Raw genomic sequence first — 18,280 nt, forward strand, 5'->3', positions numbered from 1 at the left:
TTAAACTCTGTTGCTTATTTTTAATTCATATGAAGTATTCTCTTCATACGGATTATTTGGATCGATAATAATTTGTCTGTAATTAGGGTTCTTTTTAGATGTTGGTGGATGTTGATATTCAAAACAAATAGCTTGATTCTTTTCTCCAGAATTTAATAACTTATGTTTTGAAGGTCAATTGTGTGTGTAAATAACCAAATCATTCAATGATGAATCCATAATTAAACCAATTTCAGCTATTTTTGATACCAAGGAAATTCTCGACGAAGTTATTAGACTTATTGGGTGGTCAATACCCTGATTAACCATATTTGTTTGGTCATCCCCTATTTTCTTCATGATTTCTTTCACGCTGTTTTCTGAATTTAAATACCAATAAGTTTTCTTTTCGGGATTAAACGTTTTATTAAGCTTTCAAAAGTAATTTGAATACATTTTTATATTTTGATCGAACACACTTTCTTCGCTAGGAAGTTTCCAATATAAATGTTGCGTTGGATTACAAATAGTTTTTTTATCGGAAGTTACTTTGTAATGAAAGTTTATAACTCTTCTCTTTGTGTTGAAAATAGTAATAGTTATTTCTATTTTATAAGTACAATCCAATTCTTTGTTGTATTGCGTAGCAGTACCTATTAACGCTTTTGAAATATCATCCTCTTCTAACTTGAAATCAAAAATTAAGTTAGCTCATGTTTCATCATTTCCGTGTATATAGTTATTATTATCGTTTACTGATAACTTGACTTTCTTACCTTCAAAATCAACTTCACCCGCCTCAATCCTTCCAGCTACAGGACCCACAAATGCGTTTAAAAATATATCATTTTCTTCATAACTACTTTGTTTATCAAAACGCAATAAGAAATCAAATAATTCCCCATCCTTTTTAGCTGCTATTCTTTCAATTGTAAAACCTTTTTTTCTAACCTCTATAAAGACTAAATCATTTTCTAAAATCATTATTGTTCCTTTACATAATCAATTAACTCTTGTTCACTAAGAACACCACAATCCTCTAAACATTTCAAAAATGTGTCAGAAACGTTTTTAAGGATCTGTTCCATGGTGATATCTTTGTCATAACCATATTTTTGTAATCAAAGATAGTGTTTTGAATCTTCGATGTTTTTACCATTTTTAATTTTATCAATCAATTCAATGAATTCGCTTTCTAACCTCTTTGGCAGAATAGCTAATCCCCCTGCTTCCATCAAACCAATGTTTTCTTGTTTGATGTTAAATCTTTTTTCTTTGACATGGAATACACCATAAGGTTGTTCTGTTGTTGTTGAATTATTTCTTAAAATCATCCATACATTGTACTTACCTTCATGGAAATTACAGATATAAGTCACAGAGTTATTGTTTTTATTTATAACTCCAGGTGCTCTAAATTTTCTTCATTTCTCAAGTCATTCATTTACATTTAAAATAATATCATCAAGCGACTCTGAAGAAAATTTTATAGTTGACAATGGTCATCTCACAACACTTAATTTAACTTTATCACTTAATTGTTTTTGGAAAATTTCCTTAGCTCCCATAACCGGAAGCTCCTCTGCTCCACCTTGGAAGTGATTATGTCCTAATAAAGAACCTCCAACTATTGGTAAATCAGCATTTGTTCCTATGAAATATTCATTATTCTCACTTAAAAACGTCAAAAGATTTTTTATGGTGTTGTTATCAATCTTCATTGGTGTATGTTGAAGAGCATTGACAACAAAGTGTTTTTTTAGATATGCATATGGAGAGTATTGAAGAAATCATTTCCCTTCGTGCATTCTAGGGAAAACAACCCTTAAATTCTCTCTTGAAGGTTTAGTTTCATTGCCTTTAAATCCTATGTTATCAAAACAAATGGGACATTCAGGTTCCCCCTCAACTTTAACTGCATTTTTTTGAGCAATTATTTGAGCTTGAGTCTTTTCTGGTTTTGCTTTATTTATAGAAAGATTTAGAGTTCCATATTTTGTTTGTTCGTCTCATAAAATGTTCTTTGCATTCTTATCGTACTTAATATAATATGAGGCTAATGATAATTGGTATAACCTATCCAACTTATTTTCTTTTCATTCCATCACTTCTTCTTTTGTTGGAATAAACTTACTCATTAAATCATTTATTTCATTTGAAGCTTGGTGTTGATTTTTACCTTGTTCTATTAAGTACTTTTCTACATTACCTATATTATTTGCATGATCTTTGAAATCCTCATTGTAATTAGGTAGTTCTTTAACTTCTTCGATTTGAAATGTTTTTAATATACTGTTTAATGTATTTAAGGCGTGTTTATGTTCAGATAGTTCATTACCAACCATAAACGCCGCTATTTTACTTAAGGATTCTTGTAGAATCTGAGATTTCTGTTTCATATACCTCACATTCATAACCATATTTTCCGGCATATCTTTTAATAACTTTATTTTTCATTTCTTCAATCGAATCTTTTTTAACAAGAGCTATTAAACAACCACCAAATCCTGCTCCAGTCATTCTTGCACCAGCAACACCTTCAACTTCATTAGCTGTTTCTTGTATTAAATCCGATTCAGGACAAGACACTTCATATAAATCCCTTAATCCAGCATGACCTTGATTTAAAATCATACCCATCTTTTTAATATCTGTTTCCTTGATAGCTTCCATAAACATTCTTACACGCTCTTGTTCTTCAATGGCGTATTTAGCTCTTTTTCTTATAATAGGATCTTTAATTAAGTTTAAGACATTTTCTTTTTGTGCGATAGGGATTGAACAAAGATTTTCATACGAATATTTCTTGTTAATAAGTTTCAATGCTTTTGTTGTTTCATCCACTCTTTCGTTATATTTTGAATCAATTAAATCTCTAGGTTTTTTTGTATTTAGAACCACAAACCTGTATTCCCCAAGATTTATTTTAAAGTTTGAATACTTAAGAGTTGATGTATCAAGTAACATAGCGTGATCTTTAATACCATTAGCAATTATGAATTGATCCATAATTCCATTTTTCAAGTGCATAAATTTATTCTCTACTTTTTTAAATAATTTTGCAATTTCAACACCATCTAAGTGCATTCCATATAATTCAGTTATCCCTTTCATTATTAATACACCGAAAGCAGCTGATGATGATAAACCAGAAGATGCTGGGATATCAGAATTTATTGATGCGTTGAATCCACCTACTTTATATCCCTCATCTCTGAGGATTTGCAAGCATCCAACAACATAATTCAAGAATCCATTGTTTTCATCATATGAGAACTCATTTTGATCTGCGATGAATCTAACTCCATCTTTTTTGAAATTATGAGAATACATAGAAATGTTATTTGATTTTGTAAAGTAACCAATCATATTTAAATCTATGTTCGCAGGAAATACATTTCCCCCAAGATAATCTATGTGTTCACCAATAATATTAATACGAGATGGGGAGATGACTTTAACTTCCGGTTCTTTTCCAAATAACGTTTTGTGTATTTCTACTAGTTGATTATTCATCTTCTAGCTCCTTTCTAAAATTGTATTCTGATTTGATCATTGTTTTTAGTTGTTGTGTTGTTGCTCAACCAAGTGTTTTAGCAGCATTGTCAACATTGGCAAGCAATGTTGCGGGATCACCTTTTCTTCTTCCTACTAGTTTATTGGGGATATCTATATTAAGCTCTTTTATAGCTTCATTTAGCACTTCAAGAACTGAATAACCCGTTCCCGAACCAAGATTAAATATTCCAGATTGTTTGTTTTTAATTGATCATTCAAGACCTTTAATATGAGCTTCAACAAGGTCTACAACATGGATAAAATCGCGAATACATGATCCATCCCTTGTATTGTAATCAGTTCCCATAACATCAAACATTTCTCTTTTTCCAATAGCAGCTTCTATCACACAAGGAAGTAAGTGAGTAAGACCTCTACCTCTTATCCCAATTTTTCCAGAAGGGTGTGTTCCAGCTACGTTGAAGTATCTGAAAATAACGTGATTCTTACTTCTAGCTTTCGTTCAACCTCTAATTAGCGCTTCAGCCGCTAATTTTGATTCACCATATGGGTTTACCGGTTCTTTAACATCCCCTTCTTTAATAGGAACTACTTTTGGTTCTCCATATACTGCTGCAGTAGATGAGAATACAATATTATTTATATTTGCATGATCTGCTGCCTCTAATAATTTTTCTACTGAGTAAACATTATTGTTGAAGTACATTAATGGTTTTTCTACTGATTCTGGAACGACAATGTATCCAGCGAAGTGCATAATCCCATCAATTTTTCCTTCTTTATCAAAAACGTTTTTAACTTCTTCAACATCTCTTAAATCAACCTCATAAAACTTAGCTTCTGGGTGCACATTCTCTTTGTAACCTCTTGAAAGGTTATCAATGATTACAACCTCATAACCTTTTTCGATTAAAGCATAAACTGCATGAGAACCGATATACCCTGCTCCACCTGTAACAACTACTTTCATTTTATCTCCCTATTTGATTTTTAAACTAAAGTCAATATCAAATTTTTCTACTGTACATCTATCTTTTTGCATTGGGTATGGTCCACATGAATTTGAACCTAATCCGTTTTGTTTGTAATCTATATTCATTGTTAGATAGTCACGTTTTTTTAATTCATTTGTGTGCTCTGCATCTGTAATATCTTTATCATCGTATCAAACCAATGAGAAGTCAAATCTATGTGCTTTATCACGCGATTCAAACAGCATCTCTTTATTATTGTTTAATAATTTAACTCATAATGTTTGGTGTTTATTTCCACTTTCTTGAGGGTGTACATAATGTGTGAAAGCTTCTTCTGCAGTTTGTTTTCACAATCCATATGCATTAGCTGATTTTGAATCGGCATATGTTTCGCCAGGTCCACGACCAAAGTATTCAAATGTTTCTCAATCTTTTGGAACTTGCATTTTTAGACCAATTCTTGGCATCATTGCAGGAATTAAATCATCTGGGTCAATAGCAATTGAAGAACCAGAACCAGCAGCACTTACCATTTCTTCTGTAGCTTTAATCAATCCACCTGGTTGCCCTGTTACTTTAAAGTCTATTTGACCGTCTGGGTAAATAGTATATTTGTAATTTGAAAGGAAATATCATGCTTGGTTAACAGCACCATTGATTGATTCTACATCCACAACTACATGTTGACCATTATCGGTGATTTCCATGTTTAACATTGATTCTGAGAATAAATGAACAAAGAATTGTTGAGTTCATTTTTCTTTAAATTCATCACGATCATTGTCTGTTGTCGCTCTTCAGAAGTTAATTTTTGGACCTTCTTTAATGATTATTTTGCCATCTTTTGAAATGTTGTTGATTCTACCGTTTATTTTATTGAAAGAAATAACAATATCTTTTGTTTTTACTAGATATTCGAAATCTTTCTCTTCGACAATAACATCTCCTTGACTCGCATTTACTAACACTTTTTCTTTTTGTGGAAGTTCATGTTGTTTAATAGAGATTAAGTGATTTTCTCCACTGAATTCAGTTGCATTTCTTTGAATTGTTTTTATTTGCACTCAATAATAAATACCATCTTTACCATTGAATTCAGGGATTGTTACTTCAATTATTTCTCTAGCTTTCAATGAAGCTATCTCTAATTTTTCACTAAGTACAACTTCACCCTCCGAAGAAATTATTTCCATGTAATTTTCAAGGTGACTGAAATCACTGAAGTCATATCTATTCTCAATTGATACCTTTTTGAAATCTTTTGAAATGATAGTGTTTATAGGTGCAATAACTTCTTTATATTCATACAATCCTGGAGATGGTTTTCCAGTCGGCATTAATAGTCCATCAATACAGAATGGTCCGTTTGTAGGATCATCATTGAAGTCACCACCGTATTTGTAAAATTCTTCTCCATTTTCATCTTTTGCATAGATACCGTGATCATATCATTCTCAAACAAATCCACCACAGAACGCTGGGTCTGAATAGAATATGTCATAGTAATCTTGAAGTCCACCTGGACCATTACCCATAGCATGAGCAAATTCACACTCAACATGAGGTTTAGTTAATCAATTTGGATGTTCAGTACCATCTGCTAATTTACCAGTTAACACTCCAGCTAAATCTCTACGTTTAGGATCTCCAGGAGCAATTTCTAATCTGGTGTACATGTTTGAATGCACATCAGTTACTTCACACTCAAAATCCCCTTCGTAGTGTAGTAACCTTGTATCATCAATGGCTCTCATAGCTTTTGCCATTTCAATAAAGTTTGTACCAAATCCTGTTTCATTACCTAATGATCACATAATAATTGAAGCGTGGTTTTTGTCTCTCTCAACCATACGTGTTCCACGTTCAATATATGATTTCATAAATTTCTCATCATTTGAAGTTCAAGCTCAATCTCCAGTTAATTCAAATCCGTGTGCTTCTAGGTCAGCTTCATCTATTACATATAGACCTAATTCATCACATAAATCGTAGAATTCAACTGGTTGTGGATAGTGCGCTGTTCTAACGGCATTTATATTAAATGCTTTCATGATTTTCAAGTCTCGTTCTATTTGTGATAGAGGAACTGCTTTACCCGTTTTAGGGTTGTGAGAGTGGAAATTAACACCCTTGAACATAATTGGTTTGTCATTTATTAATAGTTGTCTATCTTTAACTGTGATTTCTCTGAAACCAATTCTTTGAGGAACAAATCAATTATTTTCTACATTTGAAACCACAAGAGTATAAAGATTTGGTTTTTCAGCATTTCACTCTTTAATACCTTTTAATTCAATTGCTTCTTCAAACTCTCCATTAACTTGTACTTCCCTTGAGAAAATAGAGGCATTTTCAGTGTCAAAGATCTCCACTTTTATTTTGTTGTCAAAGTTATCTTTTAATGAAATTTTATAATCTAATGTGTATTCATTTTCGTTTTTTCTGAAAGTTTTTACATGGATGTCAGAAACCATTTCTTTGGTTTCTTCCACAATTTCGACATCTCTATATAGACCTGAGAATCATCATTGATCTTGATCTTCAATATATGAACCATCAGACCATTGGTAGCAAATAACAGCTATTTTGTTAGCACCAACTTTGATGTGTTTTGAGATATCAAATTCTGAAGTGTATCTTGCACCTTTTGTAAGACCAACTTCTTCATCATTAACAAATATTCTAATGCATGAATCCGCATTATGAAATCTTAAGATATAATCCTTTTCATTATCAATTTTGTCGATATTGAAAATTCTTTTGTATAAACCTGTTGGGTTTTCAGTTATAACCTTTGGAGGCATAATCGGGAAAGTTCATCATACATCTGAATAATGCATTTTTCCGTGGCCGGCCATTTGTCATGGTAAAGGAACTGTTATTTTATCCATTGCAACATCATTTTTTATGATGGCATCAGTAATATATCTTGGAGATTCAAATAATTTGAAGTTTCATTCTCCGTTTAACGACATTGTATTTGGTTTTTTATCTATTTGGAAGTTTAATGCTTCTTTCAATGAATTGAATTCCTTGAAATAAGCTCTTGAGTCCATCCTATTTAAAGATTGGATGTTCGGGTCTTCATATACCTCGAACTTGTATTTTTCCATTAATTTATAATGTTTCATCTTACCTCTTTTATTTTATTTTTTATTTTTTGAGTCTTTTTTTACAACTTCTTTTTCTGTTGTTTTGACAATTTCGTTTTTTTCTTCACCTTCGCTAATTGAAGTTGTTGCTACTTTTAATTCTTTAGCAGCTTCTTCATCGATTCCAATTTCATTAAAGAATGTGTGATCATTTGGATTTTTCTTTCTTCATCTTCTGAATAAGAATTCACAGAATATAAATCCTAAAATGATACCGATTGGTCCAAGAACTAATTGCATTAGAGGATCTTTTAAATCTCCTGAACGGAATTTTTCTGGCGATGGTATTAATGATGTAAATGTTGCTAGCAACACTATTGAAAGGAGTGGGATAACGGCCAATATGGCTCATATAGGTTTTTTACCTAGGAAATGATAGGTTCTATCCAACTCTGGCCTTTTCTTACTTTGCAATCTCAACATTATGAATGCAACAATGATGAAAATAACAGGAATTGTAGAAGCTCCAGCATCAAGGTTTTTAAGAACAATTAAGAATGTGTTCATACCTGATGAAAGTGATCCAACAATTTGTAATGTAAATAGGATTGTAACAATAATACCTTGAGCTATCAATCCATTAACTGGTGTTCCATCTTTAAGAACTTTCGAACATTTTTTACCAAAAATCCCTTTTGGAGCATCAACGAATAACATTTTTACAGGTGCTGCTGTTCATAGCATTAATGATGCAAGAGCAGAAACTGTAAGTGTTAATCCGATAATGTGTGTAAATCATACTGGCATACCAACACAATAGAATGCATAGTAAATCGATGCTAATAATCCTTGTTGAACAGCTTCATTAGCTGGGAATACTAATTGTAGGAATATCGCACATAGCATGAATAGACCTGCGAAAATAATTGTGTTAATTGTTAAAGTACGTCTAAAGGCTTTTTCTCCACCTCTAACGTCATTTTTATAAGCGGCCATTGTTTCTAGACCACCCATTGATTGTAGTGCCCATGAAACCGCACCAATTTTTTGTCAAGAAATATCTTTAATTGCTACAGCACCACTATCTGATGCTTTTCACATTGTGTAATTTCCTGCTTGAGTATTACTAATTTTATTTGAAGCAAGAGCAATGATTGCTGCAACAATAAATACGAATGTAAGAATCATACCCATTGAAGCTGCACCAGAAGATACACGTCCCAATCATTTTGGCCCTTTTGTTGAAATGAATGTCGCAATTCAGAATAATAGAATTGAGATTAATCCAATTACTGGTTTAAATCAAACTTTTGCGTTCGCATCTGTTAAGAATTGAGTCGCTCCGTCTCCAAGAACGGTATATAACCCGTATGTAATTAATACAGGAACTAAATCCAAGAAGAAAAATAAGTTAACGAAGAAGTAGAAGAAACCTGCCATAAATCCAAGTTTTCTACCCAATATCAAACTCATTCAAGTTTGATATCCCGATTCACTATTTTTCGTAATTTTCATAGAAGCGAATTCAAATATCATAAATAGATATGGAATTGCATATACGATAATACATACTAAATATAAAAATACTGTAAAGTTACCAAATTCAGTAAATTGAGAAACAACACCCTTAAGTGCGAATCCCCCTCCAGCTATCGACAGAAATAAGAATGTCAACATTGACATCTTATATCTTCCCGATGTTTTGTCTTTTTTTGCCATATGGCCCCCTTGTTATTAAAACGGCGAATAAATACTTGTTCGCACTATAATTATCACAATATAAATTCTATTTTTCTTTTTTTATACACATTGGAAAAAGTTTTTCTTACAAGCAATAAAATGACATATTTTTAAATATGCTTTTTTTATGAGAAAATAGGTTATGAAAAAAAATCAAGAACTAAATAATGACAATAAAATAAAAACAAAATCAGACTCATTACCAAAGCGTATGGCTTATGGTGTGTTAATGGGGTTGAGTGACGGGACTCCAGGGTTTTCAGGGGGAACAACACTATCATTACTTAACTTTTACGATAAGTTAATAATGAATTTCAAAGGAATTTTTAAACCAGAAGAAGGATCAACAAGAATTAAACACTTATTATGGGTTTTGCCTTTCTTAATAATGTGGGTTGGTACACTTCTTGGATTTATGTTGATAATGAATAAGGTAAGTGAGAAAGGGTATGGTGTTATTGCTGTAGTATTATTTTCAACTTTTGCATTACTAAGTATCCCTTTATTTATCTTAGTTAACAAACCAAAACTAGTAAATGAAAACACAAATGCAGAAACATCAATTTCAAAACGAGCCAATTGAAAGATGATAAGTCTTTTTGTTGGAGGATTCATAATGATGATTGCTATTGGATTAATTGTTAGATTTGCCTTTAATGGTGTAACAATGATTAAGTCCACTGGTTCAAAATCAGTATTGGATCTTAATGCAAAATCAGCAATCATATTATTGATTGCAGGATTCTGTGCAGGATTCGCTATGTTAATTCCTGGTATTTCAGGTAGTTTGCTTCTTTATTTATTTAATACATATACAGATATAACAAACACTGTTTCGGCAGCAATCCATGGAAACTTAAAACAAGCAATTCCTGTATTCTTAATATTGGGTGTTGCAATTATTGCAGGGCTTATATCTTCAGTATTAACTACTTCATTTATTTTAAAACGTTGAAGAGAAGCATTTGTATCTTTCTCTTTCGGATTAGTTTCAGCTTCATTTATAACAATTTTAATTGCCCTTTCAGGAGCCGATTATGCTTCGATTGATAGACCACTTATGTATGGTTTGGTTGTTGTGGCCATATTTGCTGCGATAGGTATAAACGTATTATTGGCACTATATTTAAAAAGTCAAGGAATAATAGAATTTAAAAGAAATAAAAAAATCAGCTAGTGCTGGTTTTTTATTCGTTTTCGTATACTGGTATATCGTGGTTTTTTAATTCTTCTTTCAGATCGTCCAATGTACGTTTTAAGTTTTCATTGTGAAAGTGGGTATTTAGTTTCTTATTAGTTGAACCGGGTCCATTACCATTAGCAAGATATCCTTCGATTTCTTTAAGGGCTGCCACCGCTTCTTCTTTTGTTGAAGCAATAGTCTCAATTCCACCAACGATGCTTCCACCGATTGAAAAGGAAGTTGACTTAACATTTGATCAATTTGTTTTTGGATCATCAAGAGCTTCTTGCAATTCTTTTTGATAGTCAAGAAGAGCTAAACAAAACTCTCTAACTAACGCTTTTCTTGCTTTATTTTGATTTTGTTCAATGTTTTTCTTATCATTTAAGTTAAATGATTCTCATTGAAAGTTGACTGCTCTTACTTTTCCGGGTTGTTCTTGAGATGAGAACTGTATAGCACAAACTGTCGCCGCTGTTAAGGCTGAAACAGTTAAAACTCCAATGGCAATATTTTTCTTTACTCTCTTGTTAAATCTTTTGGGTTTCTTTTCTTCTTCGAATTCATTCATACTGTACCCCCTAATTATTCCACCAATAGCATATAATTCATTTCCTTTTAAGGAAAAAATATGAATTTGGTTGCAAGAAAATAATACCAAATTTTAAGCGAAAAAAAATAACAAATCATAAATTTTAATTTGTTATTTACATTATTTATTTATCTTTTTTATTTTTGGGTTTTTTATCAATAGGATGACCCTTTGTAAGCTTATCAAATATATCTTGTCTTATAGGTCTTGGCTCAGGAAGAGCTAGATTAAGGATAATACCTACTATTAAGGCGATTGACATACCTTTGAACATAATTGCATTACCTTTTAGAACGAACCCCATAGCAGCTCCGCCTATACCTATAACTAACATTGTAAGAACTACAAATAAGTTCTTAAGGTTATTTAGATCTATATTGTCTTGAATAAGTATTTTAAGACCGTTTGCAGCTATGAATCCAAACAGAAGTATTTCTACTCCACCAAGAACCGGTTGAGGTATCATAGCTAATGTATTCGAAACCAACTTTACAAATGAAAGCATAATAGCGAACACCGCAGCTAGTCCAGTAACATATGTTGATGCTACTTTTGACATACCAACAACAGTTGTATTCTCACCATATGAAGTATTTGCTGGTCCACCCACTAATCCACCAAACATTGTAGCTATACCGTCACCAGCAAGAGTTCTATGAAGTCCTGGATTTTTAATGTAATCTTTATTAGTTATTGTTCCAAGAACAGTATGATCTCCAATATGCTCCGCAATAGTAACGAATGCAATCGGCATCATTAATAAGAAAGGTCAAACGGTTCATGTTTTAAATTGACCAAAACTTGTGTGTTGTCCTCCAATAATAGCATTCTTAAACGTTGGTACTCCAATATACGTTCCAACTTTATTACCGTGTTCTCTGAATGTTGAATAATCAACAAGTCCTTTATGTCATGAAGAAATAATCATCGCTAATATAAATCCAACAACAATAGCTCCAAGGATAGGCACTAATTTCATCTTACCTCTACATAACAGAGCTATTAACATACCAGTTGCTGCTGTTATCAACCCAACAGCCACACCTCATCAATCAATTTTCCCGCTAGTTATATTGTCAGGTGTCATTCCAATAGCACTGATTGCATTTGGTGCCAATGATAGTCCGATAATCATTATCATAGGTCCAACCACGATTGGGGATAGCAATTTCTTAATTCATTTAATTCCGAAGAAGTAGATAATTACAGCTACAACCAAATACACCACACCAACACCGAGCAATCCAAAGAATACTGATGTTCCATATATTTTATACATCGATCCAATCGCCGCAATATATGCAAACGATGAACCTAGATATATAGGAACCTTACCTGCGGTACACATTATATAAATCAATGTACCAACTCCAGAAGCGAATAGCGCTAAATCTGTTGAAATAACTACACTTCCTCCTGCCAAACTGTTTATTAGCAATGGAGTAACAACTGTTGCTCCAAACATAGCAAATAGATGCTGAAGAGATAGCATCAATCACATTCCGATTGATTTTGGTCTATCTCTCGGACCTAATATCATTCCTCTATCTGTTTCACCTTTATCAAAAGAGATGTCTTGCAACTCTTCTGAAGTAAGACCTTCATTTCTTTTTGCTTTCATTATTTACCTGCCTTTTCAATAGCTTTTTGCTTGTTTGTGAATATTGTTCCTTGATCTTCAATCATTCCCACTACATATTGATTTAAACCATAAGGAACATAATGACCATCATATTCTCCTGCCGATCCTTGTCTAATGTCTGTTGAGTGAACAATAACTTCTTTTTTCTTGTACTTAGCTTTATACTCTTCGATCGTCCCACCTTTTTCAAAGAAGTCTAGCGCATCATTAATGGCTCAAGTGATTCCTAGCTCTGCCATAACCCCAGGGTCTTCACCATCATACTCCGCGAATATAATATCGGAATCTATAATGGCGTTTGTATCACCTTTAAATATTTCGTGCGCTGTTGGCTTCTTTGATTTATCATCGTTAAATGGTTGTTCGATTGGGTTGAAGGTTTTTAGTCCTTGCTCTCTCAATTGTCTACCCTCTTCTATTCTCTCTTTGATATCTCCGCTCTTAAATAGAGAACCTGCGATATACACTTGTTTCATTATCACCCCTTTCAAAAAATCGTAAAAAAATAAGTGCTATTAGGCACTTATAAAATTAGAAAATGAAAAACACAGTTAAAGAATTTTTTATTCTTGGTTGGTTTGACATCTCGCAGATTTTTTTCATTAATATAATATTAGCACAATATTTAAAAATGTTCATTAATTTTTAATGTGATTAAGAATAAGAAAAAATCGCACTTAGGATGCGACTTAAAATAAGAATTTAATTTACATATTCGGACATTACACTGGGATGTGTATTTTGATTTTATTGTATATTGGGATGTGTACTTCCATAGGTCAATAGAAGTACCGAGTTATTAACTCCCATTAATTATGACCCATGTTTTAAAGTTTTTCATTATTTTATTTTATTTTGAAAATTTTTTTATTTTGTATAATATAAGTATGTTAAAAGCAAGATTACTATCAAACAAAACTGAATATACGAAGTCAGACCGAAAGATTGCTGATTATTTAATCACAAACTATAACGAAAAAACCGCCAAAATGAGTATTACCCAACTAGGAAAGGCGTTGAATGTTTCTGCGGCAGGAATCACAAGATTTTGTCAAAAATTAAAAATGCGTGGTTTCAAAGAATTCCAAAATGAAATGTTTACAGAATTAAACCTTATAAAAGCTAAGGAGTCAAGTGGACTACCTCCGGTTGCTAAAGAAATTATTATATCTTTAGAGAAAACAAGTCAGATAATGAACTACGATGAAATACACTTAGTTGCTGAGAAAATATGAAAAACCAAAAATGTATTTATTTACGGGGAAGCGTTTACCCATCTATTAGCTCAAACACTAAGCAGAAAACTAAACAAAATAAATATCCCTTCAACGTATTATAATGTTGCGTCAGATATCGGTATGATTTTACCTAAGAATAACTCGGTACACATCTTCATCTCAACATCAGGTAAAAACCCAAATACAAGAAAAGTAGTTAAAAAGATTTGTACAAACCAAAAAACCGAGAAACAAATGATCGTTTCTTTAACTGCATCTAAAAATACAAATATAGAAGAATATGAAAACTCACACATAAATGGAGCATTCTTCGATACATCAGGTATCGATCCGTATGAATTACCTTCAATAAGTGCAATAGTAATCCAATATATTATGGATGTTCTTTTCAAAGAAGTTTATTTAAAAAACAAAAAACAAAATGACAAAATAATTAGAGAGATTTCTCGTTATCAAGGAAAAAAATAATGCCAATGGCATTATTTTATTACATACTTTTTTTCAAAAGTCATAGAGTTTTTTCTAGATAATCTCTTAAATCATCTAAAATTAAATCCATTGTTCCTAGTTCCTCGATGCTATCGTAAGCTTTTTCTGCTTGAGAAAGAATAACTTCTCCATCTTGGATTAATTTCTTAATCCCTTCTTTTGTTTCGATGTCTTGACCCGTTTCTTCTTTAATTGTAGCTACTTCCATAAAATGTTTTAGCGTTGTGTTTATCGTTATATCTTTTTGGATGTATTTTTCAACAACCCTATCAATGAATTCATTGATTTCTAAATACATCTTATCTGTAAGTTTGTGAATTGACATAAAATTACATCCGCGCATTTTTCAATGTATTGTTTGTATGTTCGATCTATAAATTGTTAAGTTAGCTAATATCTTTTGCATATTTTCCTCTTTTCAATTTTTGTTATTTTAAAAATTCTTGTATATCTTTAAACAGAACTTTCTTTTCTGTATCATTATGTATTTCGTGACGTTGACCTTCGTAGAGTTTCAAAGTTAAATTTACATCTGTGTATTTTTTTAATTTATTTGAAAATTTGATGACACCCTTTGATTTTTTACCAACTGGATCATCTGCACCAGAAACCACCAACATATCAATGTTTGGAGTTTCTTCTAATGTGTGCTTATTACATGCTAATTTAGCTGCACCTATAAGTGCTCTATATCCTGAAATAGCAAATTGATCACCTCTTAATTCATCATTAAAGAATTTATCATTTTCTTTTTTATCATTACTCAATCATTCCATACCCGTATCAGAATTCTTTTCGAATCCTTTATTGAACTTTTTAAAAGTAATGTCGAAAACCATTTTTGATTTTTGATGATCCTTTTTAAATAATCTTAAGAATTTTAAGAACCCTAATCCAAATGATGTTGCAAATTGTGATTCTCATCCAGTTCCTGAAATTATTGCTTTTTCAACTTTGACTCCTTTTTGACTAATAAGCGCCCTCGCTAAATATGAACCTCATGAGTGACCATACACAACTACTGGTAATCTATATTTCTTGTAGTAAAAATCATTTATCTCTTTTAAATCATTCACTACATCTTGCGCGGTTATATTAACCCCAACATGACCCAGCATATCACTGTCAGTTTCACCATGACCCCTATGGTCATCGGCAACAACAATATAACCCGCCTTATTAAAGACTTTTGCTAATTCATCATATCTTTTGCAATGCTCTAAAGAACCGTGGATTAATTGAACCATTCCTTTGGGTTGGTCCACATTATCTCAAACATATGTCCTTACTTGTTTGCCATCTCTTAATTTTAATAATCTTTTTTTCATACTTAAATTATAAAGCATAAAAAAAGAACCCTTAGGTTCTTTTAGATTAAGCAGCTTTAATACGTTTTTCTTTATTACGTCTTGATTGTCACTTAATAATTTTGTGGTTTACTAAGTTTTGCACAATCGTGAACAATCCACCGAAGATTCAGTATACTTGTAGACCGGCTGAGAATATCAGAGCCATGAATACGAACACTGCCATCATGATGTTTTGTGTCTTATTAGCTTTTTTAAGAGCTGCTTTTTGGTGAGCATTAATTCTATTCTTATCTCTACGTTTTGTAAGTAGTCGTGGGATGTAGATAGATATACCTTGAACCGTTGCTGCTACTAACATTAATGGTAGGTATTGGAATTCCCCATGGAATAATTCTCTTCATGATGTTTCAGAGAAATGGATTCCAAGTCATGATGTTGATTTCAAGTGAGGAATACCACCGATGATTTTTCACATTGCCAGGAAGATAGGCATTGTTAGGAATATAGAACCAATTGATCCAAGAGGTGAAATCCCTTCTTTTTTGAACATTTCAGACATTTCTTGTCTTTTTCTTTGTTCCATTTGTTTATTACCTTTGTATTGAGCGTATTTAGCTTCAATAGCGGCTTTTTTAGAAGAAAGTTCTTGTTGTTTAACTTGTTGTAGTGTTGATTTGAATGTAAGCATGTACGCGAATGTACGGATAATGATAACTGCAATTGCGATTGCAAGTAATGATTCTCATCCACTCATCATTGGGAAGCTACCTACTAGTGCAAGAACAAGTCTTGAAAGTGGGTAAACGAATAATCCGTAGAATGGACCAAGTTTTCATGAAGTGTCTCAATCGTAAATAGCTCTTAATGAGTTTTTAGGAGAAAGTCCAAATCCAAGATCTGATGAAGTTACAAGTGATTCAAACGCTTCAGCATTTTTAAGTTCTGTAGATTCGTGATTTTTATCAGCTAAAGTAACTCCAGTTGATTTTGAAATCTTTTGTAGTTGAGCATAGTATTTTAATACGGTGTCATACTTAGCATCTCCTTCTTTAACAGAAGTTGGTGCGTTATTAAGATCTTTATAAATAGCATTGTATTTTCCATTAGCATCCATAAATAGAGCTTGGAATAATTTGTCGAATGTAGCTGTTTGTAAATCAATTTCTAATTGATCTTCCATTTCAGATTTAACATCTTTTTTACCAGCACGTCTTTCACCTTTGGCTTGACGTTGTTTAAGTTTAAGTTTTTTTAACCCTGTAAACATTTTTGTGTCCTTGTCATAAGTTCACACTGGAATTTCTTTTGTTTTGTAAGCTGCGCCTAAACCAGATTTCTTTTGTGATTCACTGGCAACTAATGGTTTCCCATTGAAGTGTACAATTGATTGATCTTTTTCAATGGTTTTTCCATCAACTTTAATTTGAACTGCATTATTTTCAGTTTTTCAAGTTGACATATCCCCACCATTTTGTTCGACGTAGCTATGAACTTCTTTAAGTTCTTTATCGTCTTTTAGGTAGTAGTTAAGTTTTGAGTCACGTGTTACTTCACCTTTTTTGATGTTGTACGTTGTAACGTGCGGTGTTATACGATCTTTAGATTCGTATAATTCCATACCTTGTCCTGAATAGTTTGTAGTCCCGATAACAAACGATTGAACACAACCTGTAAGAGAAAGTGCTGCAAGTGATATATAAATAAATATTTTGAATATTTTGAACATCTTCTTAAACATTTGTTTTGGTGTCTTCGCTTGTTTTGTATTACCACCATTTTGGAATCAGTCGTAATTTCCACCTTGTTTTTTTGTGTTATTTTTCATTCTTTAACCTTTCGAAAACTTGTGTTATAGCTTTTCTTTGTTTGTCGAATGATGCATTAATAAAGTTTTTCCTTACTATTAATACAACATCATATTTTAAATCAAGTATGTCCATCTCTCTAATAATGGCCCTTGCTTTTCTTCGCATTCTATTACGAACAACTGCATTACCGAATTTTTTAGAAACCGATAAACCAACCCTTAGGTGTTTATCATTCTTTTCATAATATAAAATAACCGATCCCGTAACGAATTGTTTACGTTTTTTAATTATGGATTGGAATTCTCTATTATGCTGAAGTCTAAATTGTTTTTTCATTATTTATCTGAAACTGTAAGTTGTTTTCTACCTTTTGCTCTTCTTCTCTTAAGAACAAGTCTTCCACCTACAGAAGACATTCTAGCTCTAAAACCGTGCCTCCGTTTTTTTCTTATCTTTTTTACACCCATATATTCTATATACAGTGTTTAAATTATACCTTAATATGTTTTTTTATTTTGATTAAAGTGTTTGAAACAGTAATTTTTTATCGATATCGCTCAACCCATCAAAAATAAGCAAAAGAAAAAAGTGTACGACGCACTTTTTTAATTATTTTTATTTATCTGAAACTGTAAGTTGTTTTCTACCTTTTGCTCTTCTTCTCTTAAGAACAAGTCTTCCACCTACAGAAGACATTCTAGCTCTAAAACCGTG

17 protein-coding genes are annotated in these 18,280 nt (G+C 32.1%); 2 read left to right on the forward strand and 15 right to left on the reverse strand.

Features of this window, described 5'->3' with window-relative positions; translation table 4 throughout:
* Genes C4B25_RS01275 through C4B25_RS01300 form a run of 6 tightly spaced genes read right to left on the reverse strand, consistent with a single transcriptional unit; the run spans position 1 to position 9,283 of the window.
* On the reverse strand, positions 1 to 963 hold the full coding sequence (locus C4B25_RS01275) for an aldose epimerase family protein (protein WP_131613261.1): 963 nt from the start codon (positions 961 to 963) through the stop codon (positions 1 to 3).
* Positions 963 to 2,378, reverse strand: a complete 1,416-nt coding sequence (locus tag C4B25_RS01280) for a DUF4922 domain-containing protein (protein ID WP_131613262.1) — start codon at positions 2,376 to 2,378, stop codon at positions 963 to 965. The genes C4B25_RS01275 and C4B25_RS01280 overlap by 1 nt, the downstream gene beginning before the upstream one ends.
* Positions 2,338 to 3,495, reverse strand: coding sequence for a galactokinase (locus C4B25_RS01285; protein ID WP_131613263.1), 1,158 nt, complete (start codon positions 3,493 to 3,495; stop codon positions 2,338 to 2,340). Before C4B25_RS01285 ends, C4B25_RS01280 begins: the two co-directional genes overlap by 41 nt.
* On the reverse strand, positions 3,488 to 4,468 hold the full coding sequence (gene galE, locus C4B25_RS01290) for a UDP-glucose 4-epimerase GalE (RefSeq protein ID WP_131613264.1): 981 nt from the start codon (positions 4,466 to 4,468) through the stop codon (positions 3,488 to 3,490). The genes C4B25_RS01285 and galE overlap by 8 nt, the downstream gene beginning before the upstream one ends.
* Before the next feature lie 9 nt (positions 4,469 to 4,477).
* Positions 4,478 to 7,603, reverse strand: coding sequence for a glycoside hydrolase family 2 TIM barrel-domain containing protein (locus C4B25_RS01295; protein ID WP_131613265.1), 3,126 nt, complete (start codon positions 7,601 to 7,603; stop codon positions 4,478 to 4,480).
* A 15-nt stretch (positions 7,604 to 7,618) separates the two neighbouring features.
* Entirely contained in the window at positions 7,619 to 9,283 is a 1,665-nt protein-coding gene (locus C4B25_RS01300; RefSeq protein ID WP_131613266.1) for an APC family permease, read from the reverse strand.
* 163 nt (positions 9,284 to 9,446) lie between these two features.
* Between C4B25_RS01300 and C4B25_RS01305 the strand changes: the two genes are divergently transcribed.
* Complete coding sequence (locus C4B25_RS01305) at positions 9,447 to 10,481, forward strand: undecaprenyl phosphate translocase family protein (protein WP_131613267.1); 1,035 nt, start codon at positions 9,447 to 9,449, stop codon at positions 10,479 to 10,481.
* 10 nt (positions 10,482 to 10,491) lie between these two features.
* Here C4B25_RS01305 and C4B25_RS01310 read toward each other — a convergent pair whose 3' ends face one another.
* From C4B25_RS01310 to C4B25_RS01320, 3 genes are all read right to left on the reverse strand, one after another.
* Positions 10,492 to 11,058, reverse strand: coding sequence for a hypothetical protein (locus tag C4B25_RS01310; protein WP_131613268.1), 567 nt, complete (start codon positions 11,056 to 11,058; stop codon positions 10,492 to 10,494).
* A gap of 145 nt (positions 11,059 to 11,203) precedes the next feature.
* A complete protein-coding gene (locus tag C4B25_RS01315) occupies positions 11,204 to 12,700 on the reverse strand; it encodes a uracil-xanthine permease family protein (RefSeq protein ID WP_210725160.1) in 1,497 nt (498 codons plus the stop codon).
* Entirely contained in the window at positions 12,700 to 13,197 is a 498-nt protein-coding gene (locus C4B25_RS01320; RefSeq protein WP_131613269.1) for a nucleoside 2-deoxyribosyltransferase, read from the reverse strand. The genes C4B25_RS01315 and C4B25_RS01320 overlap by 1 nt, the downstream gene beginning before the upstream one ends.
* Positions 13,198 to 13,608: 411 nt before the next feature.
* On the opposite strand from C4B25_RS01320, the gene C4B25_RS01325 reads away from it, so the two are divergent.
* A complete protein-coding gene (locus tag C4B25_RS01325) occupies positions 13,609 to 14,427 on the forward strand; it encodes a MurR/RpiR family transcriptional regulator (protein ID WP_168380664.1) in 819 nt (272 codons plus the stop codon).
* 19 nt (positions 14,428 to 14,446) lie between these two features.
* Here C4B25_RS01325 and C4B25_RS01330 read toward each other — a convergent pair whose 3' ends face one another.
* The 6 genes from C4B25_RS01330 to rpmH (C4B25_RS01355) form a co-directional block, all read right to left on the reverse strand.
* The gene (locus C4B25_RS01330; protein ID WP_131613271.1) at positions 14,447 to 14,854 is read right to left on the reverse strand and encodes a ferritin-like domain-containing protein; all 408 of its coding nucleotides are present in this window, start codon (positions 14,852 to 14,854) and stop codon (positions 14,447 to 14,449) included.
* Positions 14,855 to 14,876: 22 nt separating this feature from the next.
* The gene (locus C4B25_RS01335) at positions 14,877 to 15,776 is read right to left on the reverse strand and encodes an alpha/beta hydrolase (protein WP_168380665.1); all 900 of its coding nucleotides are present in this window, start codon (positions 15,774 to 15,776) and stop codon (positions 14,877 to 14,879) included.
* A gap of 46 nt (positions 15,777 to 15,822) precedes the next feature.
* Positions 15,823 to 17,583: a membrane protein insertase YidC gene (yidC, locus tag C4B25_RS01340; protein WP_131613273.1), complete on the reverse strand. Its 1,761-nt coding sequence runs from the start codon at positions 17,581 to 17,583 to the stop codon at positions 15,823 to 15,825.
* Complete coding sequence (gene rnpA, locus C4B25_RS01345) at positions 17,573 to 17,902, reverse strand: ribonuclease P protein component (RefSeq protein ID WP_131613274.1); 330 nt, start codon at positions 17,900 to 17,902, stop codon at positions 17,573 to 17,575. The genes yidC and rnpA overlap by 11 nt, the downstream gene beginning before the upstream one ends.
* The gene (gene rpmH / locus C4B25_RS01350; RefSeq protein WP_131613275.1) at positions 17,902 to 18,033 is read right to left on the reverse strand and encodes a 50S ribosomal protein L34; all 132 of its coding nucleotides are present in this window, start codon (positions 18,031 to 18,033) and stop codon (positions 17,902 to 17,904) included. Before rpmH (C4B25_RS01350) ends, rnpA begins: the two co-directional genes overlap by 1 nt.
* 148 nt (positions 18,034 to 18,181) lie before the next feature.
* The coding region (rpmH, locus tag C4B25_RS01355) for a 50S ribosomal protein L34 (protein WP_131613276.1) at positions 18,182 to 18,280 on the reverse strand (99 nt) is incomplete at its 5' end.

Origin of the sequence: Mycoplasma todarodis (genome assembly GCF_004335995.1) — a bacterium.
Taxonomy (GTDB): Bacteria; Bacillota_I; Bacilli_A; order Mycoplasmatales; family Metamycoplasmataceae; genus Mycoplasma_K; species Mycoplasma_K todarodis.